The 25042-nt window shown below is 65.4% G+C and carries 26 protein-coding genes, 1 tRNA gene and 1 pseudogene; 16 read left to right on the forward strand and 12 right to left on the reverse strand.

Features of this window, described 5'->3' with window-relative positions; translation table 11 throughout:
- The first annotated feature begins 148 nt into the window (after positions 1-148).
- The 5 genes from PSm6_RS17105 (at position 149) to PSm6_RS17125 (ending at position 6486) form a co-directional block, all read left to right on the forward strand.
- The gene (locus PSm6_RS17105; RefSeq protein WP_021218755.1) at positions 149-508 is read left to right on the forward strand and encodes a DUF3509 domain-containing protein; all 360 of its coding nucleotides are present in this window, start codon (positions 149-151) and stop codon (positions 506-508) included.
- Between the two features lie 236 nt (positions 509-744).
- The gene (locus PSm6_RS17110) at positions 745-3009 is read left to right on the forward strand and encodes an ATP-binding protein (RefSeq protein ID WP_043242640.1); all 2265 of its coding nucleotides are present in this window, start codon (positions 745-747) and stop codon (positions 3007-3009) included.
- A gap of 9 nt (positions 3010-3018) precedes the next feature.
- Positions 3019-3480, forward strand: a complete 462-nt coding sequence (locus tag PSm6_RS17115) for a response regulator (RefSeq protein WP_021218753.1) — start codon at positions 3019-3021, stop codon at positions 3478-3480.
- 61 nt (positions 3481-3541) lie between these two features.
- Positions 3542-5929, forward strand: a complete 2388-nt coding sequence (locus tag PSm6_RS17120) for a response regulator (protein ID WP_265167839.1) — start codon at positions 3542-3544, stop codon at positions 5927-5929.
- Entirely contained in the window at positions 5926-6486 is a 561-nt protein-coding gene (locus tag PSm6_RS17125) for a biliverdin-producing heme oxygenase (RefSeq protein ID WP_265167840.1), read from the forward strand. The genes PSm6_RS17120 and PSm6_RS17125 overlap by 4 nt, the downstream gene beginning before the upstream one ends.
- A 133-nt stretch (positions 6487-6619) precedes the next feature.
- On the opposite strand, the gene PSm6_RS17130 is transcribed toward PSm6_RS17125, so the two are convergent.
- On the reverse strand, positions 6620-7591 hold the full coding sequence (locus tag PSm6_RS17130; protein ID WP_265167841.1) for an IS110 family RNA-guided transposase: 972 nt from the start codon (positions 7589-7591) through the stop codon (positions 6620-6622).
- Positions 7592-7957: 366 nt separating this feature from the next.
- Positions 7958-9190 (reverse strand): NADH:flavin oxidoreductase/NADH oxidase family protein, encoded by a 1233-nt coding sequence (locus PSm6_RS17135; RefSeq protein WP_021218750.1) that lies wholly within the window; start codon positions 9188-9190, stop codon positions 7958-7960.
- Positions 9191-9311: 121 nt separating this feature from the next.
- On the opposite strand from PSm6_RS17135, the gene PSm6_RS17140 reads away from it, so the two are divergent.
- Entirely contained in the window at positions 9312-9746 is a 435-nt protein-coding gene (locus PSm6_RS17140) for a MerR family transcriptional regulator (RefSeq protein ID WP_021218749.1), read from the forward strand.
- Positions 9747-9781: 35 nt separating this feature from the next.
- Positions 9782-10150: a hypothetical protein gene (locus PSm6_RS17145; protein WP_265167842.1), complete on the forward strand. Its 369-nt coding sequence runs from the start codon at positions 9782-9784 to the stop codon at positions 10148-10150.
- 45 nt (positions 10151-10195) lie between these two features.
- On the opposite strand, the gene PSm6_RS17150 is transcribed toward PSm6_RS17145, so the two are convergent.
- Positions 10196-10855, reverse strand: a complete 660-nt coding sequence (locus PSm6_RS17150) for a TetR/AcrR family transcriptional regulator (protein WP_148304235.1) — start codon at positions 10853-10855, stop codon at positions 10196-10198.
- Positions 10856-10949: 94 nt separating this feature from the next.
- Here PSm6_RS17150 and PSm6_RS17155 point away from each other — a divergent pair, with 94 nt between their 5' ends.
- From PSm6_RS17155 to PSm6_RS17165, 3 genes are all read left to right on the forward strand, one after another.
- Entirely contained in the window at positions 10950-11330 is a 381-nt protein-coding gene (locus PSm6_RS17155; protein WP_021218746.1) for an MAPEG family protein, read from the forward strand.
- Positions 11331-11373: 43 nt separating this feature from the next.
- Positions 11374-11811 (forward strand): hypothetical protein, encoded by a 438-nt coding sequence (locus PSm6_RS17160; protein ID WP_021218745.1) that lies wholly within the window; start codon positions 11374-11376, stop codon positions 11809-11811.
- Positions 11812-11918: 107 nt separating this feature from the next.
- A complete protein-coding gene (locus PSm6_RS17165; protein WP_043242665.1) occupies positions 11919-12233 on the forward strand; it encodes a hypothetical protein in 315 nt (104 codons plus the stop codon).
- A gap of 92 nt (positions 12234-12325) precedes the next feature.
- Here PSm6_RS17165 and PSm6_RS17170 read toward each other — a convergent pair whose 3' ends face one another.
- Complete coding sequence (locus PSm6_RS17170; RefSeq protein ID WP_021218743.1) at positions 12326-12739, reverse strand: hypothetical protein; 414 nt, start codon at positions 12737-12739, stop codon at positions 12326-12328.
- A 75-nt stretch (positions 12740-12814) separates the two neighbouring features.
- Between PSm6_RS17170 and PSm6_RS17175 the strand changes: the two genes are divergently transcribed.
- Both PSm6_RS17175 and PSm6_RS17180 read left to right on the forward strand, forming a co-directional pair.
- Positions 12815-13240, forward strand: a complete 426-nt coding sequence (locus tag PSm6_RS17175) for a hypothetical protein (protein WP_021218742.1) — start codon at positions 12815-12817, stop codon at positions 13238-13240.
- A gap of 35 nt (positions 13241-13275) precedes the next feature.
- Positions 13276-13653 carry a hypothetical protein gene (locus PSm6_RS17180; RefSeq protein ID WP_169708378.1) on the forward strand — a complete coding sequence of 126 codons (378 nt, stop codon included), beginning with the start codon at positions 13276-13278 and terminating at the stop codon, positions 13651-13653.
- On the opposite strand, the gene PSm6_RS17185 is transcribed toward PSm6_RS17180, so the two are convergent.
- Together PSm6_RS17185 and PSm6_RS17190 are read right to left on the reverse strand one after the other, a co-directional pair.
- Positions 13650-14558 (reverse strand): ADP-ribosylglycohydrolase family protein, encoded by a 909-nt coding sequence (locus tag PSm6_RS17185; RefSeq protein ID WP_265167845.1) that lies wholly within the window; start codon positions 14556-14558, stop codon positions 13650-13652. The two genes, PSm6_RS17180 and PSm6_RS17185, sit on opposite strands and share 4 nt — an antisense overlap.
- A 122-nt stretch (positions 14559-14680) precedes the next feature.
- Positions 14681-16390 (reverse strand): amidase, encoded by a 1710-nt coding sequence (locus PSm6_RS17190; RefSeq protein ID WP_265167846.1) that lies wholly within the window; start codon positions 16388-16390, stop codon positions 14681-14683.
- Between the two features lie 566 nt (positions 16391-16956).
- Between PSm6_RS17190 and PSm6_RS17195 the strand changes: the two genes are divergently transcribed.
- Positions 16957-17991 (forward strand): ABC transporter substrate-binding protein, encoded by a 1035-nt coding sequence (locus PSm6_RS17195; RefSeq protein ID WP_031287473.1) that lies wholly within the window; start codon positions 16957-16959, stop codon positions 17989-17991.
- 2 nt (positions 17992-17993) lie between these two features.
- Positions 17994-19709, forward strand: a complete 1716-nt coding sequence (locus PSm6_RS17200) for a GGDEF domain-containing protein (protein WP_021218736.1) — start codon at positions 17994-17996, stop codon at positions 19707-19709.
- 75 nt (positions 19710-19784) lie between these two features.
- Here the strand turns inward: PSm6_RS17200 and PSm6_RS17205 are convergent, their stop codons facing one another.
- The 6 genes and pseudogenes from PSm6_RS17205 to PSm6_RS17230 all read right to left on the reverse strand — a co-directional run bounded on the left by PSm6_RS17205 (position 19785) and on the right by PSm6_RS17230 (position 23038).
- Positions 19785-20138, reverse strand: a complete 354-nt coding sequence (locus PSm6_RS17205) for a type II toxin-antitoxin system RelE/ParE family toxin (protein ID WP_021218735.1) — start codon at positions 20136-20138, stop codon at positions 19785-19787.
- Positions 20138-20422 carry a type II toxin-antitoxin system ParD family antitoxin gene (locus PSm6_RS17210; protein ID WP_021218734.1) on the reverse strand — a complete coding sequence of 95 codons (285 nt, stop codon included), beginning with the start codon at positions 20420-20422 and terminating at the stop codon, positions 20138-20140. Before PSm6_RS17210 ends, PSm6_RS17205 begins: the two co-directional genes overlap by 1 nt.
- A gap of 153 nt (positions 20423-20575) precedes the next feature.
- Positions 20576-20649, reverse strand: a tRNA-Gly gene (locus PSm6_RS17215).
- Between the two features lie 123 nt (positions 20650-20772).
- Positions 20773-21656, reverse strand: a pseudogene (locus PSm6_RS17220) (alpha/beta fold hydrolase).
- Positions 21657-22139: 483 nt separating this feature from the next.
- Positions 22140-22832, reverse strand: coding sequence for an RNA pseudouridine synthase (locus PSm6_RS17225; RefSeq protein ID WP_043246141.1), 693 nt, complete (start codon positions 22830-22832; stop codon positions 22140-22142).
- Positions 22832-23038 carry a cysteine-rich CWC family protein gene (locus PSm6_RS17230; protein ID WP_265167847.1) on the reverse strand — a complete coding sequence of 69 codons (207 nt, stop codon included), beginning with the start codon at positions 23036-23038 and terminating at the stop codon, positions 22832-22834. The genes PSm6_RS17225 and PSm6_RS17230 overlap by 1 nt, the downstream gene beginning before the upstream one ends.
- Positions 23039-23355: 317 nt before the next feature.
- Here PSm6_RS17230 and pcsA point away from each other — a divergent pair, with 317 nt between their 5' ends.
- Together pcsA and PSm6_RS17240 are read left to right on the forward strand one after the other, a co-directional pair.
- Positions 23356-24078, forward strand: coding sequence for a phosphatidylcholine synthase (pcsA, locus tag PSm6_RS17235; protein ID WP_021216986.1), 723 nt, complete (start codon positions 23356-23358; stop codon positions 24076-24078).
- A gap of 132 nt (positions 24079-24210) precedes the next feature.
- The gene (locus PSm6_RS17240; RefSeq protein ID WP_043246146.1) at positions 24211-24747 is read left to right on the forward strand and encodes a hypothetical protein; all 537 of its coding nucleotides are present in this window, start codon (positions 24211-24213) and stop codon (positions 24745-24747) included.
- Positions 24748-25042 lie beyond the last annotated feature (295 nt).

The following is a 25042-nucleotide window of genomic DNA, read 5'->3' on the forward strand; positions in this document are numbered from 1 at the left end:
CACCCGGGGGTATCGTGCAAATTGCAACTGGCACATTGATGTCAAATATATATAGGTCATTGAATTTTCTTATTTTTTTCATTCAGCTCAACTGGCACAGCGGGTGCAATGGTTTGAGCTCAAAGAAAAAAATAAGGGAGCAATGACAATGCAGATCGCCATCAAAGAATTCTTCGACGCATTCCCCGGCTTCGAGGTGTCCATCAAGCCCCGTCCCGACGGCATGCTGCTGCTTACCCTGGGCAAGCAGGGCGAGGCCGCCATGAGCAAGGCCATCCAGAGCGATGCGGTGTTCTGCAAGGAACGTGTGCGTGGCCTGATCCGTGACGTGATGCGCGAGATGAAGCTGGCCTCCGGCGAGGTCACCTGGAAAGGCGAGGGCAATATCTGGCTTACCCGCGAGCTGCCCACCTTCACCGGCGGGCCGATCCAGATGACCGCCGCCAAGACCCTGGTGGAGCGCCGCAAACTGGAGCGCCAGAGCAACCGCCGCGCACTGGTGAGCTGAGTTCCTCGGGCAACGTGCGCAGCAACCGTTAGGGAATTTTTCGCGATCCTTGCGCTCAATCCATCATGAAATCCACGGCGATAAACCGGGTCGTTCGTCACGATTGTGGCGCCGCTTTCTGTTAGTTTGTCGCCCTTGAATCAATGGAATGCGCGGCTCCAGAACGGCCGGCAACGGTCGCTGACCCCTTCGGTGAACCGGCGGGACGGCAGTGGGGCATCGAAGGAGATCGCGTTTTGACACCCAGCGACAGTGTCGCGGCACTGGCCACCGCAAGCGAGAACTGCGCGCGGGAAGCCATTCGCATACCCGGCAGCATCCAGCCACACGGCTTCATGCTGGTGTTCGACGAGGCCGATGGGCGCGTGGTCCAGGCCAGCGCCAACGTCGTCGATTGGCTCGGCCTGCCCGTCGAGGAACTACTCGGCCGCCGTTTCGACGAACTCCTGCAGGACAGCGAGGTGCTGCACAAGCACCTGGCGCAGCTGGATGACGGCGAGCACAAGCCCTTCCACATCGGCGATGTGCTGTTCACCTGTGGTGCCCGCGCCGGGCAGCCGACCGCGATGATGGTGCACCGCCACGATCAGGTGCTGATCGCCGAATTCGAGCCTGCCGCGGAGGGGGGCGCTGCCGAGGGCGGCATCTACCCCCTGTTGCGCGGTTTCATCGGTCGCCTGCAGGAGGCCGAAAGCATCGAGGCGCTCTGCCGCTTCGCAGTGGCCGAGCTCAAGCGCGTCACCGGCTTCGGTCGGGTCAAGGCCTACAGTTTCGACGCCGAAGGCAACGGCCTGGTGCTGGCCGAGGAGGCCGATTCCGGCTACCCGCGCTACCTGGGCCTGTGCTTCCCTGCTTCCGACATTCCCCAGCAGGCCCGCGCGCTCTACTGCGCCAACCGCATCCGCGTGATCGAGGACGCCAACTACCAGCCTTCGCCCCTGCAGCCGGTGGACAACCCGCTCACCGGGCAGCCGCTGGACCTGAGTTTCGCCGCCCTGCGCAGCGTTTCCCCGGTGCACCTGCAGTACATGCGCAACATGGGCACGATGGCCTCGATGTCCATTTCCATCGTCGTCCGTGGCCGGCTCTGGGGGCTTATCTCCTGCCATGACGAGCAGCCCCGCACGGTGGGCTTCCAGACCCGCATCGCCTGCGAACTGATGGGCAGCGTGTTGTCGCTGCAGATCGAAAGCCGCGAAGCCCACGGCCAGACCCAGCGCCTGCTCGGCCTGCGCCAGCACATCGTGCACATGCTCTCGTCCATGGCCGACCGCGACAGCGTCGCCGCCGGCCTGCTGGCCTTGCCGGACACCTTCCTGGGGTTCGCTCGCGCCAGTGGCGCCGCGATCATTTCCGCCGCCCGTTGCGACCTGGTGGGGCAGACCCCGCCCGAGGCCCAGGTCAACGCCCTGGTGCATTGGCTGGCGCGGCGCGACGGCGAGGTTTTCCACACCGACAACATCGGCCGTGACATCACCGAGCTGCCCGAGCTGGCCCGCCACATTGGCGGCGTGCTGGCGGTGGCCATCTCGCAGATCCACTCCCATTACCTGCTGTGGTTCCGCCCGGAGCAAGTGCGCACCGTCGAGTGGGCCGGCAGGCCGGAGAAGAGCATCGGCCCAGGTGGCGCGCTCAACCCGCGCAGCAGCTTCGAGAGCTGGCAGGAGACGGTGAAGGGCTACTGCACACCCTGGGACCCGCTGGAGGTGGAAGGGGTTGCCGAATTGCGCACGGCGGTGCTCGGCATCGTGTTGCGCAAGGCCGAGGAGCTGGCCCAGCTGGCCGGCGAGTTGAAACGATCCAACAAGGAGCTGGAAGCCTTCTCCTACAGCGTTTCCCATGACCTGCGTGCGCCCCTGCGGCACATCGCCGGGTACGCCGAGCTGCTGGGTGAGTTCGAGGGCGAGCGCCTGTCCGAGCGCGGCCTGCGCTTCCTCGACCATATCGGCGAGTCGGCGCGTTTCGCCGGCACCCTGGTGGACAACCTGCTGAGTTTCTCGCAGATGGGCCGTGCTGCCCTGCGCCTCTCCGATGTCGACCTGCAGGCGCAGGTGGAGGCCATCCGCACCGAGATGGCGCCGGACTTCGAAGGGCGTCGCGTCGAGTGGCGCATCGAGGGGCTGCCGGTGGTCATCGCCGATGCCGCCTTCCTCCACCTGGCGATGCGCAACCTGCTGTCCAACGCCATCAAGTACAGCCGCGATCGCAGCCCATCGATCATCGAGGTCAGCGCCCGTGTCGAAGGCAACGAGGTGGTGGTGGCGGTGAGCGACAACGGCGTGGGGTTCGACATGGAGTACGCCGGCAAGCTGTTCGGCGTGTTCCAGCGCCTGCACCGCATGGAAGAGTTCGAAGGCACCGGCATCGGCCTGGCCAGCGTGCGCCGCATCATCGAACGCCATGATGGCCGGGTCTGGGCCGAAGGCCGGTTGGACGAAGGCGCGACCTTCTATTTCGCACTGCCCCTGCGTGGGCAGGAAACACCGCAACAGCAACCATGAGGATCGACGATGCTCAAACCCATCCTTCTGATTGAAGACAACCCGCACGACCTCGAACTGACACTCGTGGCCCTGGAGCGCAGCCAGCTCGCCAACGATGTGATCGTTTTGCGTGATGGCGCCGAGGCGCTCGACTACCTGTTCCGCCGCAACGCCTACGCCGGGCGCGACGACGGCAATCCGGCGGTGATGCTGCTGGACCTCAAGCTGCCCAAGATCGACGGCCTCGAGGTGCTCAAGACCGTGCGCGAAAGCGCCGAGCTGCGCAGCATCCCCGTGGTCATGCTCACCTCCTCGCGGGAGGAGCCCGACCTGGAGCGCGCCTACGCGCTGGGGGTGAACGCCTACGTGGTGAAACCGGTCGAATTCAAGGAATTCGTCGCGGCCATCTCCGACCTGGGCATCTTCTGGGCCGTGCTGAACGAGCCGCCGCCCGGCTCGCTGCGCCTCCAGCGCCGCCCGGTCACCTGAACCGCGACACCCGCCACACCTCGGCCCCGCGCCGGGAAACAGGAAGCCACGACGACCGTCCATGCCGCCGAAGCCTTTGAACCTGCTGTTAGTCGAAGACAGCTCCCGTGATGCCGAGCTGGCCCTGCTGACGCTCGAACGCAGCGGCCTGTCGGTGGAGTCCACCCTGGTCTACCACCACCGGGCCGTGGAAGAAGCCTTGCTGCGCGGGCAGTACGACCTGATCCTCTGCGACTTCATCCTGCCCGGCTCCTCCGGGGCCCAGGCCCTGGAAGTGGCGCGACGCCTCGCACCCAAGACCCCGTTCATCTTCCTCTCCGGCGTGTTCGGCGAGGAGCACGCGGTGGAGATGATGCGCCAGGGCGCCATCGACTACGTGCTCAAGCAGAACCTCAGCCTGCTGCCCAAGGCGGTGACCCGCGCGCTCTCCGAGGTGCATGAGCGTCGTCGCCGGCGGATGGCCGAAGAAGCGCTGATGGAAGTGGAGGTGCGCGCACGCCTGGCCATCGACTCGGCGCGCATGGGCATGTGGGACTACCAGCCCGAGGGCGACCGGGTCATCTGGGATGAGCGCTGCAAGGCGCTCTACGAGCTGCCCCAGGACGCCGAGATCAACCTGCGTACCTTCCTCGACCGCTGCCACCCGAAGGACCGCCCCTACCTCGAGCGCAAGATGAACGAGGCGCTGTCCCAGGACAGCGGCAACGAATACCAGGTCGAGTACCGCCTGCAACTGCCCGGCGGCCGCGAGCGCTGGGTGCAGACCAGTGGCCGGGCCTTTTTCGAAGACGGCCGCTGCGTGCGCTTCATCGGCGTGTTGCAGGACATCAGCGAGCAGAAGTACGCCACTGAGGCCCTGCAGCGCCTCAACGAGATGCTGGGCGAGCGCGTGGAGCGCCGCACCCGCGAGCGCGACCGCACCTGGGAACTCTCCCGCGAGCTGTTGGCGGTGCTGCGTTTCGACATGACGCCCATCGCCCTCAACCCTGCCTGGGAAGAGACCCTCGGCCTCACCCGCCAGCAGCTGACCCGTGTGCAGCTCTGGCAACTGATCCACCCGGACGACATCGACGCCACCTTGCAAGAGGCCGAGAACATCGCCAACGGCAACGTCTCCACCCGCTTCGTCAACCGCATGCGCCACAAGGACGGCGAGTACCGCTGGCTGTCCTGGACGGTGGTCCCCGACGAGGGGCTGATGTATGCCGCCGTGCGCGACATCAGCTACGAGCGTGCGGTGATGGACGAACTGGCTACCACCAACCAGCAACTGCGCGAAGAGATCCACGAGCGCCAGCGCGCCGAAGCGGCCCTGCATCAGATGCAGCGCCTGGAGGCGGTGGGCCAGCTCACGGCGGGCGTGGCGCACGATTTCAACAACCTGCTGACGGTGATCCTCGCCAGCACCACATTCATCGAGCGCGACCTGGCCCGGGGCACCTTCGAGCGCACCCAGGGCCGCCTGCAGAACATCAAGGAAGCCGGCGAGCGTGGTGCCAAGCTCACCGGCCAGTTGCTCGCCTTCGCCCGGCGCCAGCGCCTGGAGCCGGTGGCGGTCAACCTCAACGACACGGTGCAGGGGCTGCTGGACATGCTCCAGCGCACCCTGGGTGGCGCCATCTGGATCGAGACCGACACCGCTCCCGGCCTGTGGGGCGCACTGGTGGACCCGACCCAGACGGAGATGATCATCCTCAACCTGGCCATCAACGCCCGCGATGCCATGCCCACCGGCGGCTCCCTGCGCCTGAGCACCTCCAACCAGGTCATCAGCGAGCCCGCGCAGCGCCCCGAAGACCCGGAGCCCGGCCCCTACGTGGTGCTGGCGATCACCGACTCGGGCAGCGGCATGAGCGACGAGGTGCTGGCCAAGGCCTTCGAACCCTTCTTCACCACCAAGGAGGTGGGCAAGGGCTCCGGCCTGGGGCTGGCCCAGGTGTTCGGTTTCGCCAAGCAGTCCGGCGGTGGCGTCAGCATCGAGACACAGGAAGGGCGGGGCACCACGGTGAAGGTTTTCCTGCCCTGCATCCAGGCCGATGCCGGCGAAGAACAACCGGAATTGCACCTGCCCGCCGACCCCCCTCTGGGTGGCCCGAAGCGCACCATCCTGCTGGTGGACGACGACGACAACGTGCGTGAGGTGACTGCGGCGCTGCTGCACGCCCTGGGCTACCGGGTGCGCGAGGCCGAGAGTGCGGCACGGGGCCTGGAAGAGCTCGATGACGGCGTCGATCTGTTGCTCACCGATTTCGCCATGCCCGCCATGAACGGCGCGGAGTTCGCACGCGCGGCGCGGCAACGCTACCCGCAGTTGCCGGTGCTGTTCATCACTGGCTATGCCGAGCTCGATGAGCTGGATGTGGGCGACAGCGTGATCGTGCAGAAGCCCTTCCGCGATGAAGAACTGGCCACCAAGCTCAGCGCCGCACTGAAAGGGGCGGCGGCATGAGCCTGCGCCAGTTCCTGCGCGAATCGGGGGAGCACTGGCACGCGCGGGTCGACCAGGCCTACTCGACCTATTCGCTGGAAAGCCGCGCCGGCTACGGTGCCTTCCTCCAGGCCCACGCCCGCGCGCTGCTGGCGCTGGAGCCGGCCCTGGAAACCGCCGGCATCGAACGGCTGCTGGACGACTGGCCGCAACGCCGCCGCCGCGAAGCCCTGTGCCGCGACCTGCAAACCCTGCAACTGCCCATCCCCGATGCGCTCGCCACGGCACTCCCCATCGACACCGGCTCCCTCTGGGGCCTCGCCTATGTGCTGGAAGGCTCGCGCCTCGGCTCCCGCCTGCTCGCCGGCCGCGTGCGCCAGGCCAACTGGCCCGGCGCCGACAGCGCCCTCGGCTACCTCGGCCACGGCGAAGGCCAGCCGCTCTGGCCCGGATTCCTGAAGCGCCTGGAAGAGCAAGACGGGCGGCTCGACCCCGCCGCCCTGCGTGCAGGCGTCGAAGTCGGCTTCCGTACCTTTCTTGCCGCCACCGAGCACGCCGCCACAGTGGCTCACGCGTAGCCGCCCATTGCGACACCGCCGGTGGAGGTAAACAGCGACCTCCACCCTACACACGGATCAATCCGTAGCCTGGGCTTCAGCCCGGGAGCCTCCACACCGCAGTAGCAGGCTTATGTAGATACCGTCTTGATCCCTAGTGAGCAAGGGCCAGTTTTACGTCGTACGGCTGGCCCGATTTCAAGACGCCATAAGCGATGTTCAGCAGCTTACGCATCGCTGCGCAGATGATCTGCATGCCGGTCTTGCCCTTGGCTCTGAGGCGTTCTCTCATCGCTTTGATCGCCCCGTTGTGCTGCAGGGCGCAAACGGCAGGCATGTACAGCCCAGCACGCAGCCGCGATGAGCCCATCTTGGAAATGCGGGTCTGCCCCCGGTACTTACCAGACTCCTGCAAACGCGGGTTGAGTCCGGCAAAGGCGGTAATCGCGCGGCTGCTGGTGAAGCGATGAGGGTCGCCCAGCTCCGCCAGGATCAGGGCGGCTGTCTTGTCCGCGATGCCATCGATGCTGGTCAACAGATCACGTTTGCCACGCAGATCCGGGTCATTGTCGATGTGGTCGTTGATGGCTTTGAGGGTTTCCTCGATCTGTTGCTCGATGTGCCGCAACACTGAGCGGATCGACTCCTGCACGCTGGTATCGGCCACCTCCAGGCGATTGCTCTCCATCTGCTGGATTTCCTGCAGATCTGCCAGGCGCCGCATCAGTGCTTTCAGGCGCCGTATGGCGCGAGGTTCAGGCTGCCAGGGCCGTAGCTCATCTTGGTGGCGCTCGCCGTATTCGGCGATCAGCTTGGCGTCGACCTTGTCAGTTTTCACGCGCTGCAGCTGACTGCGGGCGTAGTGGGCGATCTGCGCAGGGTTGAGGACGCAGACCCGATAGCGCTGTTCCAGCAGCCATTCGGCCAGGGCTTCATGGTGGATGCCGGTGGCTTCCATCACGACCCAGGCACCCGCCTCGCTGTGCTTGTTCAGCCACTCCTGCAGCGTGCGAAAGCCCGCCTCGCTGTTGGCCAACTTGGCCTTGGTGCGGTACTTGCCGTTCGCCTGCAGGGTGGCGATATCGAACGTATGCTTGGCAATGTCGATACCAATGACACTGGGCATGTGAGCTCCTCCTGATCGTTCCAAATGCGATCATCACTGCACCCGGCCCAACCTTGTGAATGCGAGCTCTGGGCTCAAGATACCGTTCGGGCTGTTCGAGTGAGTGTGGAGGGGCGGAGCACTATCTACGTCGCAGGCTCAGGGCCTAAGGGTGGACACGACTTCCAGCCCCTCCCCCGATGATCAGTCGGGAACTATTACCCCTGAAGGGGTAGTTAGTCGAGATACAAGGGTGGACCCCGCTCTATCGGTCCAACATTCGCGGCCCGCTGTGGCAACGCTGGTGGAGGTAAAAAGCGACCTCCACCCTACACACGAGCCAACCCCGTAGCCTGGGCTTCAGCCCGGGAAGCAGGCTGGTCGCAATCAGCCCCGGCTGCTCATCTGCTTCTTGTACTGCCGTGTGCGGCCCAGGGTCTTCCACTGCTCGTTCAGCAGCGCTTTCAGCGGCGAGGCGCTGGGGTCCGGCTGGTTGCCGGTGGCCAGGCGGCGCATCTGGAATTTCACCAGGGCCATGTAGGCCAGCGCGGCCAGGGCCTTGCGCTTCCAGCGGATCGGCGGCAGCTCGGCGCTGGCCTTCGCTTCGCCGTTGCGCCAGCGGCGGGGCAGGGCGGGGTCCACGGCCAGGGCGGTGGCGATACCGGCCATGGCCACGCCACCGGCGAGCACCTGCTCCACCACTGGCAGGCGGCGGATGCCACCGGTGACCATTACCGGCATGCGCGCGATGGCGGCGATCTCCTGGGCGAACTCCAGGAAGTAGGCTTCGCGGGCTAGGGTGCGGCCGTCACGGGCGTCGCCCTGCATGGCCGGCGCCTCGTAGCTGCCACCGGAAAGCTCCACCAGGTCCACGTCCAGCTCGTTGAGCCAGAGCACCACCTGGCGCGCGTCGCTGGTTTCGAAGCCGCCGCGCTGGAAGTCGGCCGAGTTGAGTTTCACCGCCACGCAGAAGCCGGGCGAGACCTGGGCGCGCACCGCCTTTACCGCTTCCAGCAGGAAGCGTGCACGATTCTCCAGCGAGCCGCCCCAGCGGTCGTCGCGACGGTTGCTCAGGGGCGAGAGGAACTGGCTCAGCAGGTAGCCGTGGGCAGCGTGCACCTGCACCCCGGTGAAGCCGGCCTGCTCGGCCAGGGCTGCGGTGCGGGCGAAACGCTGGATCAGCGCGGTGATCTCGGCCTCGTCCAGGGGCTTGGGCACCGGGAACATCTTCGACAGGCCACCCAGGTCCAGCGCGACGGCGGACGGCGCCACGGTGGGCTGGCCGAGGTTGGCCTGCATCTGCCGGCCGGGGTGGTTGATCTGCATCCAGAACTGCGCGCCCTGGGCACGGCCGATGCGCGCCCATTCGCGAAAGCGCTCCAGCTTCTGGCCTTCCTCCAGCACCACGCCGCCGGGGCCGGTCATGGCGCGGGCGTCCACCATCACGTTGCCGGTCAGCAGCAGGCCGGCGCCGCCCTCTGCCCAGGCGCGGTAGAGGCGCAGCAGCTCGTCGGAGGGGGTCTGGTCCGGGTTGGCGAGGTTCTCCTCCATCGCCGCCTTGGCGATGCGGTTGGGGATGACGGCGCCGTTGGGCAGTAACAGGGGCTGGAAAGGCGACATGGAGCTCTCCGGGGTAGTTGCCGGTCGTCGGCTCGAGGGGAGCACAACGCGGCGGGGGCTGTGACGTCGCAAAGGCTAAGGTTAAAGTCAACTTCAAGGTCAATAGGGGAGCAGCAAATAAATGAAGATCGGCGAACTCGCCAAGCGCAGCGGCCTGGCCGCTTCGCGCATCCGCTTCTACGAAGCCAGCGGGCTGATCCGCGCCCAGCGCCTGGGCAATGGCTACCGCGACTACCCCGAGGAAACTCTGCATGTGCTGGAAATCATCGGCTGCGGGCAACAGGCCGGTTTCAGCCTGGAGGAAATGCGCAGCCTGATGCCCGGTGCCGATCTGCGCATCGGCGACCACGATCGCCTGCTGGCTGGCCTGCACGCCAAGGTCGCCGAGATCGAGATCGTCCAGCAGCGCCTGGCGCAAAGCCGCGAGCGCTTGCTGCAGACCATCGCCAGCATCGAAGGCAAGCCCGAGGGCATGGACTGCGCGGAAAATGCCAAGCGCGTGATGGATCAATGGCGGGAGCGCAATGCGAAGGGCACCAAGGACGTGGCGTCGTGATGGATGACCGACGCGGGCACTGAAGGGCGTTGATCATGATTCTGACTATCGACTTTCCTCAGGACCTGCGAACCGAAGCGATGCTCCAGCACGTGCGGATTCCGTGCCTGTGCAAGGTGGCAGCGGACTTTGCCATTGCGTTTGCGGTAACCGTCCCTCCCTCGGAAGGGCTGGTTTCCGGGTGGGATCGCCGTGAACTGGAGTTGAGGGCGGTTGCAGGGGCGGGAGGGGAGTACACCCACTACAGCCAGGGGCTGATCACGCTGGAGATGATCGGGGAGAGAACATACCGGATCGTCGACCTGGAGATGTTCTACACCCGCTTTGGCTGGTGCGCCGTGATCAGGGATGGGAAGTATGCGGAGCCAGGGGCGTTCTGGGATGAGGACGATTCTGGCCTCTGAAGAACTGCCAGGCAGTAGGGAAGGCGATGCCTTCAAGCCCTCTGCTCACTCGATCCCCAACCCCGCCAGCAGCACGTTCAGGCCCAGTTCGAAGGTGCGGTCGAAGTGTTCCGGTTTGAAGTATTCGCCCGCCCGGGCAACGAGGGGGAAGTCCTGTGCCAACTCTTCGTCACTGATGGGGCGTAACGACGAGGTGCCTTCGGCGTAGCCGCTGATCTCGTCCAGGGTTGCGCCGAGCAGGTAGTAGCCCAGTGCGCGGAAGCCCCTGGCAGCGGCCTCGTCATCCAGCCCCGCGGCTTTGAAGCAATCCAGTATCTCCCCCAGGAAGGCGACACCCGTCCGCGAGTTCCAGCGATGCAGGGCCAGCCAGGCGTAGAGGCGCGCATGCCGCCTGGCCAATTGGCGCCATTGCACCGCGAGTGCTTGCAGGCGGTGGGCCGGTGCTTCCCCCCGCGAGGGGAATTCCACGGTCGAAAGCACCCGGTCCACCAGGGCGTCGAGGATGTGGGCCTTGCTGGGGAAGTAGTTGTAGATGCTCATCGCCTCGCACCCCAGGGCGGTGCCCAGGCGGCGTGTGCTGAACGCCTCCAGCCCATCCTGCTCGATCAGCCGCAGGGCCTCGGTTTCGATCCGTTCCCGCGTCAGTGGCTCGCGTACCGATGGCTGCGTGGTGGTGGCGTCGGGCAGTGATTTCTTGCGTGGCACGGTGCGCCCCTCCAATGAAAAGGCTTGCAGTGTAAATCAGCTTCTGCCAGCTTACGCTGTAAGTTTTCTTACAGTGTAAGTATTGGAGAAAAACATGCTCGAACTCCCGATAACCTCCTGCTCGGCGGCGCTGGCCGCTGTCTTGCTGACGGGGCTTTCCCTGAATGTTTCCAGGCTGCGCATGCGCCACCGCGTCAGCCTCGGCAGTGGCGGCCACAAAGCCCTGCAGCTGGCCGTGCGTGCCCACGGCAACGCCCTGGAGCAATCGCTCCTGTTCCTTCTCTTGTTGCTGATCGCGGAGGCCCAGGCTCATTCGTTTGCGCCGCTGGCCGCTGTGGCAGGTGCTTTCCTGCTGGCGCGTGGGGGCCATGCCATCGGCATGCTGGCCGGGGTCTTGAAGCTGCGGCAGGGCGGCCATGCCCTCACGTTGCTGGCCCAGGTGGCGCTGGTCGTCGTGCTGCTGACGGGGTTCTGAGGCGAAGTTGCCGCCGGCCACCGCAATCAACAAGGAGTCGCTCATGCTGTCGAAACTGCTCGTAACCGTCGGGATCGTCTTCTACGCCGCCGTGGTGCCGGTGCTGGAGGTCAACGACACCCACGTCTTCAACCAGGCCTGGGAGGCCCACGCGCGGTTGCACGAGGTGTGGCAACTCTTCACCAACACGGTGCTGGGGCTCTTCAGCCTGTGGTTGGTGTGGTTCAGGAACGACCTGCGCCTCTCCAGCCTGCTGACGCTGTTCGTCACCGGCGGCTTCCTGCTCAGCTACTGGCTGCGCCATATCTACGGCGGCTCGATGGTGCTCAGCGACGGCTCGGAGAAGATGATCCTCGGCATCAACCTGGGGCTCTTCGCCTACCTGCTGGCGCTCTTCCTGGCGGGGGCGGCGCTGCTGATCGAGTGGCGGCGTGGTACTGAGCGGAGTGTGCGGACGATGGGCAACGGTTCCCTGGGCTGAAGCCCAGGCTACGGGCTACGGGGGTATTGTCGGTTGTTGCGTAGCTCGTGGTTAGCCGTAGAGTGTTCGCCTGAACTCAATCGCGTGATGACTTATCTGGGATAGCCATGTTGTCGACTCAAGGTGAAGAGGCGCTCACCGCCTTCACTCACGATCTGTTTCTTAATACCGAATACGTCGAGTGGCGAAAGAGCCTGAAGTCTTTCTCCTCCGGCGAATGGCATTTGGTGGCTGCAGCGCTGGAACGGTTCGGGGCTCCTGTTGGCAGGGTGTTCAGCTTCGGCGAAAGCATTGGTTCGACGCTCTTTTTCAACTACACAAAGGCACCGGACCACAATGAATCCCAGATGCTGATGGTGCAGTTCACCGTGGCAGGCAGCATGTGGCATAGCGTGATATGGCATTGCCCGGAGCGGAACTGAGTAGGGTGGGCTTCAGCCCGCCGCCGCCCGGTGGAAGGACTCATCTTTGTGGATAACCAGTAGCGAAGCTGGAGACTTGAACCCGCGCACGGTCATTTACTGTTCGGGTATGGAAGATCAGCAGATGAGCCATGCCACACTGCGGCCTCCGCCCGGGACAACTCCAGGCTGTACCGGGCCTTGAGCACCGAGATGGCGTCAGCCGTTAGCGCGCATGAGCGGTGTACCAGCGAGCTCCCGCATGTCATGAACAGGTAGAGCGCCGATAGCTGCATAAGGCGCTCGGACTCCGACTCCACCGCATAGACGCCCGGCTGCTCTTCCAGCTCGTAGATATCCACTGCAGGGTCGTCGCTCTCGCGATCGGCGATGTAGAGGTAGGTCCAGGTTCGGCTGTAGACGGGGTTGGCGTCGCCGTCGGTATCGACATTACGGCCTGCGCCGTAGAGCAGGTCGATGAAAGCTCTGAAGTCAGGGCGGTTCTGGTTGATTTCGACTAAGTACATTGCTCGCTCATTTTTATCGTCGGATGAGTGGGGCTACTCGAGAATGCCGTGTCAGCTGCAAAGGAAGGGTTTCGAATGGATCTTAAGTTGATAAAGGGCCTGCTGACACTCGCCGTCTGCACCGCCCTCGGCGCCTGCGTCCCCGTCTACAAGACCCTCCAGCCCTATGCCGAGGCACAGGTGCGCAACGAGCAGGGCCAGCCGCTGGAGTCGGCGGAGGTGGTGTTGATCAGCAGCGCCTATCCCTATGGCTGGGAGCAGTTCAGGGCGGCGGCGATGACCGACCCGGCAGGTGTCGCGACCTTCTACAAGGTGAAGGATTTCCGCCTCGAGTTCTTCGTGATCCACGGGGCGCAGGAGTTCTTCTGGAACTGGTGCGTGAAGAGCCGGGGCTACGAGACCCAGACCACCGCCTTCGGCAATGGCGATGATTTCGAGGCCTATCCGACGTTCGTGCTCAAGCCGGGGGATTCCACGGCTTGCCCTGAGCCCAGGAAATAGGACCGCTTCACGCCGTTGTGCCCAAGGAGATGCATGTGAACGAGCCGCTTTACACACCGGAACAGGTGGCGAAAAGAAATGCCGCGACGGATAAGCATGTCCGGCGCTGGTTGGCGGAGCTGCCCAGTACGGAAAAACTCGAGTTCCTCAAACAGCTTTGGCCGCTGAATTTCCGCTTTACGCTCCTGCTCGTTCAGGGGGCGAGGCTGTCCAGGCAGGAAAGCGAAAGCTTGCTCGTGCACTGGTTACGCCACGGTAACCACAACGGTGCCCAGGAACTCATCAAGCGGCTCGAGCCGGTGCTGGGGGAGAAGCGCTTCTGGCGCGTCGTTGCGCAGGAAGAGCTCAGCCCGGCCATGCATGACTTCATCAACTACCACAGCCATGGCCGGCTGGATGCTGAGCGCTCCTAAGCGCGGCTGATCGCCGCCTGATACAACCCTTCCGCGATCTTCTCGATCTCATCCCCCTGGTGCAGCTTGCCGAGCCATCTGGCCGGGATGCCGGGCTTGCCGTAATAGGCGCCGGCGACCTGGCCGACGATGGCGGCGGTGGTGTCGGCGTCGTCGCCCAGGTTGGCGGCTTCGAGCACGGCGGCTTCGAAGGAGTCGGTGGCCCAGAAGCACCAGAGCGCGGCTTCGAGGGAGGCGACGCAGTAGCCCGTGCCGCGTATCTGCGCGCGGGGCTTGCCGATGAAGCTGCCGCCGGCCAGTTCGCGGATGGCGGGTTGCAGGTAGAGGGCGGGGGAGGCGTCGAGCAGTTGGTCGCGGGATTTGCCGGCCAGGGCGTTGGCGATGACCTCGGCCAGCAGCTTGCAGGCCTCGACCGCTTCGGCGGCGCCGTGGGTGGTGCGCGAGCTCTGCTGGGCGAAGCGGGTGACGTCTTCCTGGTGGGGGAAGTAGTACATGACCACCGGGGCGAGGCGCATCAGCGAGCCGTTGCCGGCGGTATCCGGTTCGCTGGAGCCGGCGAAGGGCTCGCCGGTCTGCTGGTAGCGGGTCAGCGCCTCGCGGATGGTGGTGCCGATGTCGAAGCATTGCCCGGTGGAGCTCCAGTAGCCCCATTGCCACCAGTTGAGGTAGCGCGTCATCTGGTCGGCGGCGTCGAAGCCGCTCTTCTCCAGCAGGCTTTCGGCGAGGCACAGGGCCATGGAGGTGTCGTCGGTCCATTGGCCCGGCGCGAGGGCGAAGGGGCCGCCGCCGTTCATGTCGTCGATGGGCTTGAAGGTGCCGGGCGGGAAGAATTCGAGGGTGGTGCCGACGGCGTCACCGCTGGCCAGGCCGAGCAGGCATCCCTTGTAGCGATCCAGTAGTTCCATGTGCGTATCCCCAGGGCGGACCTGATTGGTACTCCAGGCTCGGGCCGGGGGCAAGCACCTTCTCGATGAGGGGGAGGAGTGGGTGAGTTCCGGCGGGATCGGCGCCCGATCCCGCCGGGCTATCAGCTGCGCGCCAACGGCGGGGTGCGCGGCGGCACCCGGCGCTTGCTGCCGGTGGCCTCGTAGGCCGAGGCGAGGCGCAGCAGCGTGGAGTCGTCGTAGGCGCGGCCGGCGAAGGTGAGGCCGACGGGCATGCCGATATCGGCCATCACGCCCATGGGCACGGTGACCGTGGGCACGCCCAGGTGGCGGATGGCGAGGTTGCCGTTGGCGACCCAGATGCCATTGCTCCAGGCGATGTCGGCGGATTCGGGGTTGACGTCGGCGTCGGCCGGGCCCACGTCGGCGACGGTGGGGAAGAGCACGGCGTCGAGGCCCAGGCGGTCCATCCATTCTTCGAGGTCGATGCGGCGGGTCTGTTCCAGGCCGCGCAGGCCGTCGGGCAGGGTGGGGATCTGGTCCCAGGGCGTGATGCCGCGCTCGGCCATCCGCACGTACTCGTCCATGCCCGCCGCCAGGTCGCCCTCGCGGTTGGGCAGGGTGCCCGGGTCGTGGGGGAAGATCTTCGGCCCGTCGACGTCCACCAGGCGGTTGAGCCTGGGGTCGCCATTGGCGCGGAGGAAGTCGTCGAAGGCCCAGGCGGAGAGATCCCAGAGCTCGTGGTGGAGGAATTCCTTGGACACCAGCCCGCGGTTGAACACGGTGGGGGCGCCGGGGCGGTCGCCCTCGCAGTTGGACACCAGCGGGAAATCGACCTCGACCACTTCGGCGCCGGCGGCTTCGAGGGCCTGGCGGGCCTCCTGCCACAGGTCGATCACCGAGGCGCGGGTGTTGATGCGCTGGCCGGTGGGGCCGCCGATGCCGGGGGCTTCGCTGGTGCCGGCTTGCGGGTCGGCGTTGATGAACATGCGCGGCACGCCGAGGCGCTTGCCGGCCAGGGCCTCGGCCTTCACCGCCAGCTCCAGGTAGGAGGCGGGGCGCACGCTGGAGGCGGCCGGAATCGGTACCCAGGGCTGCAGGCGCCACAGGTCGCCACGGGTGTCCGGGTCATCGGCGACCACCACGTCGAGCACTTCGAGCAGGTCCGCCATGGTGCGGGCATAGGGCACGACGACGTCCATGGTCGGCGTCAGCGGCCAGTTGCCGCGCACCGAGATCACCCCACGCGAGGGCGTGTAGGCGCACAGGCCGTTGTTGGAGGCGGGGCCGCGGCCGCTGGACCAGGTTTCCTCGGCCAGGCCGAAGGCCGAGAAGCTGGCCGCGGTGGCGGTGCCGGCACCGTTGGAGGAGCCGGAAGCGAAGGGCGCAGTGAGGTAGGCGGCGTTGTAGGGGCTTTCCGCACGGCCGTAGACGCCACGCTGCATGCCGCCGTTGGCCATGGGCGGCATGTTGGTCTTGCCCAGGCAAATGGCGCCGGCGGCGCGCAGCCGCTCGATGGTGAACGCGTCGCGCTGGGCCACCAGTTCGGCGAAGGCCGGGCTGCCGGAGGCGGCGGTGAGGCCCTTGACCAGGTAGCTGTCCTTGGCGGTGTAGGGGATGCCGTCGAGCGGGCCGAGGGTTTCGCCCCGGGCGCGGCGGGCATCGGCGGCGCGGGCTTCTTCGAGGGCCTCGGGGTTGCGCACGACCACGGCGTTGAGGGCGGTGGCGGTGTCCTCGCCGTCATAGGCGTCGATGCGGGCTAGGTAGGCCTCGACCAGTTCGACGGCGGTGGTGCGGCCGGATTCGAGCGCGGCGCGCAGTTCGGCGATGGAGGCTTCGGTGACTTCGATCATGGGTTCACCGCCTGGCGTTGCTGGGGCTGGCCGGCGACATGGTGCGGCACCCGGACGTGGGGGGAGGTGATGCTGGCAAAACCGGTGTTCATGACGGTCCTCGTTTCTTGTGCGTGTGCGGTGGGGCGGACGCGCGGCCAGGCCGCTGGCGTTCCCAGGGGGCCTATTTAGCCACCAAGTGCCGGGCAGAGGAATCGCCCGTGCGCCCGCTCGTCCGCGGCGGTACGGGCGTCCCACTCTTGCCCGATTCTCGTGCCCATTCCGCTGTGCGCCCGGGTGAAGGGCCGCCGGCGAGGGGGCGATGGGCTGCCGTGGCGCTCCGTTTGTCCGATCCTCCACGCGGATGGCGGCTTTTGGCCATATCGACGAGCAAAACGGGTTGCGTCATCGCTATGCTGTGGGGAATCCGTCGCGACCGCTCCATTCCGGCCAGGGCAAGCAGGCTGGTCGCCCGGTTATTTCAGGTTCGAGGTGCATTCCCGGTCAGTGCTTGGAGGCCTGGGCGGGGGCGGTTGGTTCATGCTTCGGAATCGTTCAATCAGCCTAATTCCGTCCAGGGCGGGGATATGCGCAGACTGTGTTCGATCTGGGCTTTGGTTGCCTGGTGCATCTCCGTGCCGGCCCTGGCGGCTGACGGCGATGTGCTGCATGTACTGGCCTGGCCCGGCTACGCCGACGCCGATGTGGTGAAGGCGTTCGAGCAGCAGCACCAGGTCAAGGTGGTGGTGACCCTGGTGGATTCCGACGAGTCCCTCTGGGACAAGTTGCACGCCCAGGACGGCGAGCTGTTCGACGTGCTCGCCGCCAACACCGCCGAGATCCAGCGCTACTACCACAACGGCATGCTGCAGCCGCTGGATGTCTCGCGCCTGCCCAACACCCGCTTCCAGTTGCCGCGCTTCCAGGATCGCGAGTCGATCGAGGGGCTGACGCGGGACGGCCAGGTGTATGCCATTCCCTTCACCTACGCGGCCATGGGGCTCATCTACGACCGCCAGCAGGTGCCGGTGCCGCCGCGCTCCATGGCCGAGATGTGGAACCCGGCCTATCAAGGCAAGGTGCTGGCCTTCAACAGCGCGCAACACAACTTCTCCTTCACCGCGCTGACCCTGGGACTGCCCGATCCCTTCCACCTGCGCGACGCCGAGATGCGCCAGGTGACCCGGCAACTGGTGGCCCTGCGGCGCAACCTGCTGGCCTACTACAGCCTGCCGGAGGAGGCGACCGATCTGTTCCTGCGGCACAAGGCGGCGCTGCTGTTCGCCAACTACGGCATGCAGCAGGTGACGCAACTACGCCAGGCCGGCGCCGATGTGGGTTATGTCATTCCCGATGAAGGGGCCATCGCCTGGCTGGACTGCTGGGCCATGACGCGCACCGCGTCCAACCCCGAGCTGGCGCTGGCGTGGATCGACTACATGCTCGAACCCCGCATCGGCAAGCTGCTGAGCGAGCGCCAGGGCCTGGCCAATACCCTGGAGGCCCCGCTGGAGCCGGCGGGGGATGCGCGGCTCATCTGGCTGCAACCGGTGGAGGACGTCGGCCGGCGCGAGACGCTGTGGAGCCGCATCGTCTCCGGTGACCGGGAGGAGAGGTTCTAGCCATGCGCATGGGCCTGACCGTCAAGCTGTCGATCCTGCTCGCCTGCATCGGCATCCTCTCGTCGGGGATCACCGGCTACTTCTCCTATTCGGCCAACCAGGCGCTGCTGGTGAAGGAGGCCGAAGGCAACCTGCTCACCTCCACCGAGCTGCTGAGCCAGCGCCTGTCGTCGTTGCTGAGCGACATCGACGCCGACGCCCTGACCCTGGCCGAGATGCCTTCCAGCGCGCAGGTCGCCAGCCTCGGTTCGCTGCCGGGCGCCAAACCGCACCTGGCCGGTGTCTTCGCCACGGTGATGCGCCTGCACCCGCAGTACTCCCAGGTGCGCCTGATCAGCCGCCAGCACCACGGCATCGAGGTGATCCGCTTCGATCGCGACGGCCAGCGCATGGTCGAGGTGGACGGCCTGCTGCTGCAGGAGAAAGGCCATTTCCCCTACGTGTTCGAAACGCTGCAGCTCAAGCCGGGGCAGGTGTACCTCGCGCCCATCACGGTCAACCACGAGCGCGGCGCCCACTCGGCCGACGGCACCCCGACCCTGCGCGTGGCTACGCCCGTGGCGGGAAAGGACGGGGTGGTGCAGGGGGTGGTGGTCATCAACGTCGACCTCAAGCGCTTCCTCGAACAACTGGAGGCGGACCTGCCGCAGGGGCACCAGTTGTACCTGGCCAACCAGTGGGGCGACTTCCTGGTGCACCCGGAGCCGGCGATGGCCTTCGGCTTCGACAAGGGGCGGCGCATCCTCATCCAGGACAGCTTCGCCGACACCCAGCGCCTGCTCAGCCGCCAGGAACCCAGCATCCTGATCAACGGCCTGGACGCACCGACCCGGGCCGAGGGCAAGATCATGGCCTTCGTGCGCAAGCCCTTCGGCCTCAAGGGGGATGACCAGTTCGTGGTGCTCGGCCTCTCGCGACCGTTGGAAGACGTGCTCGGCAGTGGCCGCTCCCTGGGGCGCAGCATCATCCAGATGGTGCTGGTGTTCAGCGTGCTGGCGGTGGTGCTGGCGGTGCTCTTCTCCCGCGCCCTGACCCGGCCGCTGCAGATGCTCAGCCACGCCGCGCGCAGCTTCCAGACCGAGCACATGCACGACGTCGCGCTGCCCATCGCCCGCAAGGACGAGATCGGCGTGCTGGCCCGTGGCTTCGACCTGATGCGCCGCGAACTCAAGTCGCACATGGAAATGATGAGCCGCAACCAGCAGGAATTGCGCCACCTGGCCGACCACGACTCGCTGACCGACCTGCCCAACCGGCGACAGTTCTTCCGCCAGATGCAGCGCTCCATCAGCGGCGTGGCCGACAGCGGCGAGCAACTGGCGGTGCTGTTCCTCGACCTCGACGATTTCAAGAAGATCAACGACGACATGGGCCACTCGGTGGGCGACGAGGTGCTCATCGTCGTCGCCCGGCGCCTGCGCGGTGCAGTGCGCAGCGGCGACCTGGTGGCCCGGCTCGGCGGCGACGAATTCGTGGTGCTGATCCAGGGCGAGGACATTGCCGCCGCTGCCAAGGCCGTCGTGAACAAGATCCTCACGGCCCTGGCCGACCCCATCACAGTGAAGGGCCACCCCCTCGACATCGGCGCCAGCATCGGCCTGAGCATCTACCCCCAGGACGGCACCACCGCCGAGGCACTGATGCTGCACGCGGACAACGCGATGTACCGGACCAAGCTGGAGGGGCGGAAGGTCCGGGCGGGGGCGGCGCCGGAGTGAAGGGCGGGCTGCGCACGGTGATCACCGTAGGTTGGTGCTGAGCGTGCGAAGCCCAACATGGGGATATCAGCCAGCCTACTCGACAGGCAGGTGACGCGAGAGCTCCATCGCATCGTGTAGAACCCGGTCGATCACGATCCTGTCCGCCTCTTGCCGGTAGATAAGGAAGTGCCGGGGATTGCGCACGATGCCCGACGCTGTGCGGCCCCGTTCGCGACTCAGTCGTAGATGCCAGGAGCGAACGCCGTCGCCGAGCTCCGGTCGTTCCGCGCTGCCGGCCTGGTTCGGGGCTGATGCGACATCACGCAGGCCGGCAACGATCAGGGCCTGATAGCGCTGGCGTGCAATCTCGCCGAACTGCTCGTCCGTCCAGGCCAGAATGTCGAGGATGTCGGCTTGCGCGGCTTTGGATAAACGGTACCGGGCCATCAGTCTTGCTTGCGTCGAGCGGCCTGCTGGCCAAGCTGACCGATGAAGTCTTCGAGCTGGGCATCTTCCACATCCAGGTAACGACCCGCCGCGATATCTTCCCGACCTTTACGGGCCGCCTGCTGGAGGACATCGAGCTTGGCTGCTTCCAGGCGCTCACGCTCCTCGATAAGGCGCAGCCCTTCGCGCAGCACCTCGCTCGCGTTCTGATAGCGACCGGATTGCACCAGGCGTTCGACAAATTCGTGTTGGTGGTCGCTGAGCACCACGTTTCGGGTAGGCATGGCATCGACTCCAAGAGGGGGAGTGGGCCACTGTATGGGGGATTGGCAGATTATGCCAATGAGCCGTTGGGCCTCGCTGCGCTCGGCGCCAACCTACGGGAGCTGGAAAGCAAAAGGCCCGCATCTCGATGAGACTGCGGGCCTTTCTATGTCTGGAGCGGGCGAAGGGAATCGAACCCTCGTCATGAGCTTGGGAAGCTCAGGTAATGCCATTATACGACGCCCGCTTTCAAGGCCGCCTTTTTACCAGAAGCCTTGGCCAAAATGAAGCCCGATCATGCACTTAATGCACGCCTGCTACCTGGCGGCGTGGTATGGACGCCCCCGTTGCGGGGGCCTGCGTCGGGTGGTCAGACGGCCATCGCCTGGGTCGGCAGTGGCTGCAGGTGGCGCGGTTGCTTGGTGCTGGCGGGCGTGTCGAGGAAGCCGAGCATCACTTGCTGGGTCTGCAGCCAGCCGGCCTTGTGTTCGATGTCGATGAAGTGGCCTGCGTTGCGGATGGTGGCGAACTGGCAGTCGCGCACGTGCTCGGCGAACAATTGGGCATCCTTGGGAGATGTGTAGACGTCGTGCTCGCCGTTGACGAACAGCAGCGGGATGTCCACGGCCTTGAGGCAGTCCACGTAGCAGTTGGCGTCTAGGGACAGCACCTGGCGGATGTGGAAGTGCATCTGCCGGTATTCGTGCTCGTCGAGGTTGGCGACGTGCTTGTGGTTGAAGCGCTTGAACAGCGCCGGCAGGTAGCGGCCGATGGTGTCGTTGACCAGCGTGCCGACGTTCTCGCGGTCCACTGCCTGCAGGTAGTTCATGCCGTTTTTCATGTAATCGAGCATCGGCTCGTTGAGGATCGGCGAGAAGGAGTTGATCACCGCCTTCCTGATGCGCGCCGGGCTCTGGCCGAGGGCGAGCAGGGCGGCGACGCCCCCCAGGAGAAGGACGAGAGGTAGTCCGCCTGGTAGTGCTCGATGAGCTCGAGGAGGATTTCCGCCTCGGTTTCCTTGGTGATCGGCCGGCTGTGGTCGTTGTGGGGCTTGGACCGGCCGGCGTAGGGCTGGTCGTAGAGCACCACGTTGAACTGCGGTTGCAGGTATTTCACCGTCTGCGCGAACGAGGCTGTAGTGGCCAGCGAGCCGTTGACCAGAATGATGGTGCGGCTGGCTTGAGGGTTGCCGTAGAACTCCGTGTGTACCTTGTACTTCCTGTCGATCGTGACGACCTGGGTCTGTGGCCTCATGTCGTTTCCTCCTGGCGCAAGTGGGTCGTGCGGACGAGGCAGGCCTCGTTCGCGGAGCATTCGGGCAGTCAGATAAACGCCTGGAGATGACAAGAGAATGTCAGGCGGTTTTTATTGGAATTTATTTATTTTTCAGTAACTTAGGTCGAAAAAGAGCAGGACATCCAGCGCCCTTGGAGGGGCCGGAGCTGCGCTTTGACCAGGCAGGAAACCTATGTCGGCGGGTGAGCGCCGGGGTGTTGCGGATCGCTTGGAAGGCTGTGGTGACTCATGGGTCACACTCTGACCTTCGGTTTGGATTCAAGCAGAGGTCAGTTACCCCTGCAAGCGCGAATCAGCACTTTTTCCGTGCAGCCCGTCGGGTGATGAAGAAAAGGCTGCCGCTCTGTTTCGCGCCTTGCCACCGGATGGTCATCTCCGATGTTCCTCAGAGGAGAGGGGAGGGGAGAAGTTGCAGTCGATTAGGCGCCGGCCGTCGGTCCCTTAGAAGAGCTCGATCTCGTCCGCGCTCAGGGCGCGGTACTGGCCGGGCTGCAGGGCCGGGTCGAGGTGCAGCTCGCCCATGCTTTCGCGGTGCAGGCGCAGCACCTTGTTCTGGAAGTGGCCGAACATGCGCTTGACCTGGTGGTAGCGGCCTTCGTGCAGGGTCAGCCGGGCGGTGCGAGGGGCGAGGATCTCCAACTGCGCGGGGAGGGTGGTGAGGCCCTCGTAGGCGAAGTAGAGGCCACGGGCGAAGGTCTCGATGCAGGCCGGGTCGATCACCTGCTCGGTTTCCACGGTGTAGACCTTGGGCTGCTTGGTCTGCGGCAGGGTGAGGCGGCGCGACCAGAGGCCGTCGTTGGTGATCAGCAGCAGGCCGGTGGTCGTCAGGTCGAGGCGCCCTGCCAGGTGCAGCTCATGCTTGTCGGGCTCGTCCAGCAGGTCGAGCACCGTGGGGTGTTCGGGGTGCTCGGTGGCGCTGACCCAGCCGGCCGGCTTGTGCAGCATGAAGTAGCGCGCCGGCTTGCCGGGCTGTACTTCGCGCTCGCCGAGGGTGACGCGGTCGAACACCCGCACTTCGAGGCTGCCGTTGGTGACCACGGCGCCGTTGACCCGCACGCGCCCCGTGGCCAGTTGCAGGCGCGCGGCCTGGCGGTTGAGGTCGGGGAGGTTGCCGAGCAGGCGGTCGAGGCGCATCAGGTGGGGTCTTCGGGGGGCAGCAGGCGGGCGCAGCGGGGGCAGAGGCAGGCCTTGCCCTGGGCGTCCAGCGGGATGCGACGCAGGGCTTCGGGGGCGATCGGCGTGCTGAAGCACCAGCAGGGCTGGCCGTTGGCGGCTTCCTCGGCACAGTCGTTGGCCAGGCCGCAGAGCGTGCAGCGCGAAGGATCGGGGGCCTGGTTCATGCCGGTAGCGGGAGCCGTGGAAAAGGTCGCTAGGGTGCAGCGTGCTGGCAGCCGATGCAAGCCGCGCAGGATGGCCGTTGACCGATAAGCGGCGGCGCCCGGTGCAGCGCCCGTCGCAGAGCCTCCCGAGTGGGCGGAGCAGGGCGCCGGTCGGAAGAATTTGTGGGTCCCTGTGAATGACCTAGCAGCGAATTAGTAGCGCAGAGAGTAAGATTTTCGGCATTGTGCGCATCTTCGTCGGCATCGCCCGATGAACGCGTAAGAAATTCCAGTTGTCTACGGACTATCGCCACCTACTCAGCGGAACAGAGACCCACGTGTCCACACAAATCAATACGGTCAACAAAGCCAAGGCCTGGTCTGCACATGGCGTCACCGCCACCGGAGTGGTGCTGGCGCTGATGGCCATCCTCGCCCTCTTCGACAACCAGCCCCGCGACTGCCTGCTTTGGCTCGGCGCGGCCCTGCTGGTAGACGGCCTGGACGGCAGCTTCGCGCGCAAGGTCCAGACCAGCACCATGCTGCCGAACTTCGATGGCTCGACCCTCGACCTGGTCATCGACTACCTGACCTACGTATTCATCCCCGCGCTCTTCATCTACCGCTACGTGCCGCTGCCGGACTACACCGTGCTGCCCACCGTGAGCCTGATCCTGGTGTCGTCGCTGTTCTGCTTCTGCAACCTGAACATGAAGAGCAGCGACAACTACTTCGTCGGCTTCCCCGCCGCCTGGAACGTGGTCGCGCTGTACCTCTACCTCATCGACCTGCCGCCGGTGGCGAGCTTCGCGATCATCTGCGTGCTGGCTGCGCTGACCCTGACCAAGCTGAAGTTCCTGCACCCCTTCCGCGTGCGCAAGCTGATGCCGCTGAACATCACCGTGACCTTCGTGTGGATGCTCAGCAGCATGTTCCTGATCATCCAGTACCCCGACCTGAAATCCATGATGGTCGCGCTCTGGGGCCTGTCCTCGGCCTACTTCGTCGGCGTGTGCCTGTGGCGCAGCCTGATGGACTGGAGCGGCAAGCTGCGCGCCTGATCCGTGCCTGTTGCACAAGAGCCCGTCCCCGCGACGGGCTTTTTTGTGGGCGCGACGAGCCGGGGGCGCATGGCCGGCCGGGCGACTTGCCTATATCCTTCACGCCTTTCCCACCCGCAGGACCCTTTCCAGATGAAAACGCAGCTGATCGAACTCATCACCAAAATCAGCTCGGGCTGCATGTCGGCAGAAGAAATCGACACGATCGCCGACGAAGCCAGCCAAGCCTTCGCCGATCCCGAAGCCTTCCTCGCCGCCAACCCGGACATCAACTACGACGACAGCTTCACCATTCCCCTGGGCGAGTGGGTGGTGGTCGGCAGCCTGCCGGAAACCGTGCTCTTCCACGCCGACGACTACCCGGACCTGCTGCAGCAGATCATCGATTCCTTCGGCCCGGAGGTGACCTTCAACATCCAGCCCAAACAGCTGAAGAAGGTCGACCCGCTGCGCGCCATGCACCGCATCCAGGTGCAGCTCAGCGCCCTCTACCCGGAGAAGGGTGGCTATGTGCTGGTGGGCTTCAGCGACCCGATGGAAGACGACATCCTTCAGGCCGTGCTGGTCTACAAGCAGGACGTGGCCCGCGTGCTGGAACTGGCCGATGAGCTGCAGATCGACGCCGTGGAAGTCTATGAATCCATGAAGGGCGCGCAGGACGACGATTGAGTCCGGATGCTTGTCTGTAGGAGCGAATTCATTCGCGATCGGGCCTGTGCCTAGTGCCATCGCGGTTGAAACCGCTCCCACAAGAGCAGGGCGAGTCCAGGCTGTGGAGAGGGTCGCTCTGCGGCTCCGGGCGAATGAATTCGCCCCTGCAGGTCGTGCGCACCCTCTTCGCTCTTTGTTTAGCGCCGGCTGAACAATAGATAGGAAAAACTGGATTTTAAGCACCCTTGGCGGCGTGCGAGGCTCGTGCCATTCCATATCCAGGCGTTCCACAATGGGTTTTCCCCCGTCACTG

The organism is Pseudomonas solani (assembly GCF_026072635.1).
Taxonomy (GTDB): Bacteria; Pseudomonadota; Gammaproteobacteria; order Pseudomonadales; family Pseudomonadaceae; genus Metapseudomonas; species Metapseudomonas solani.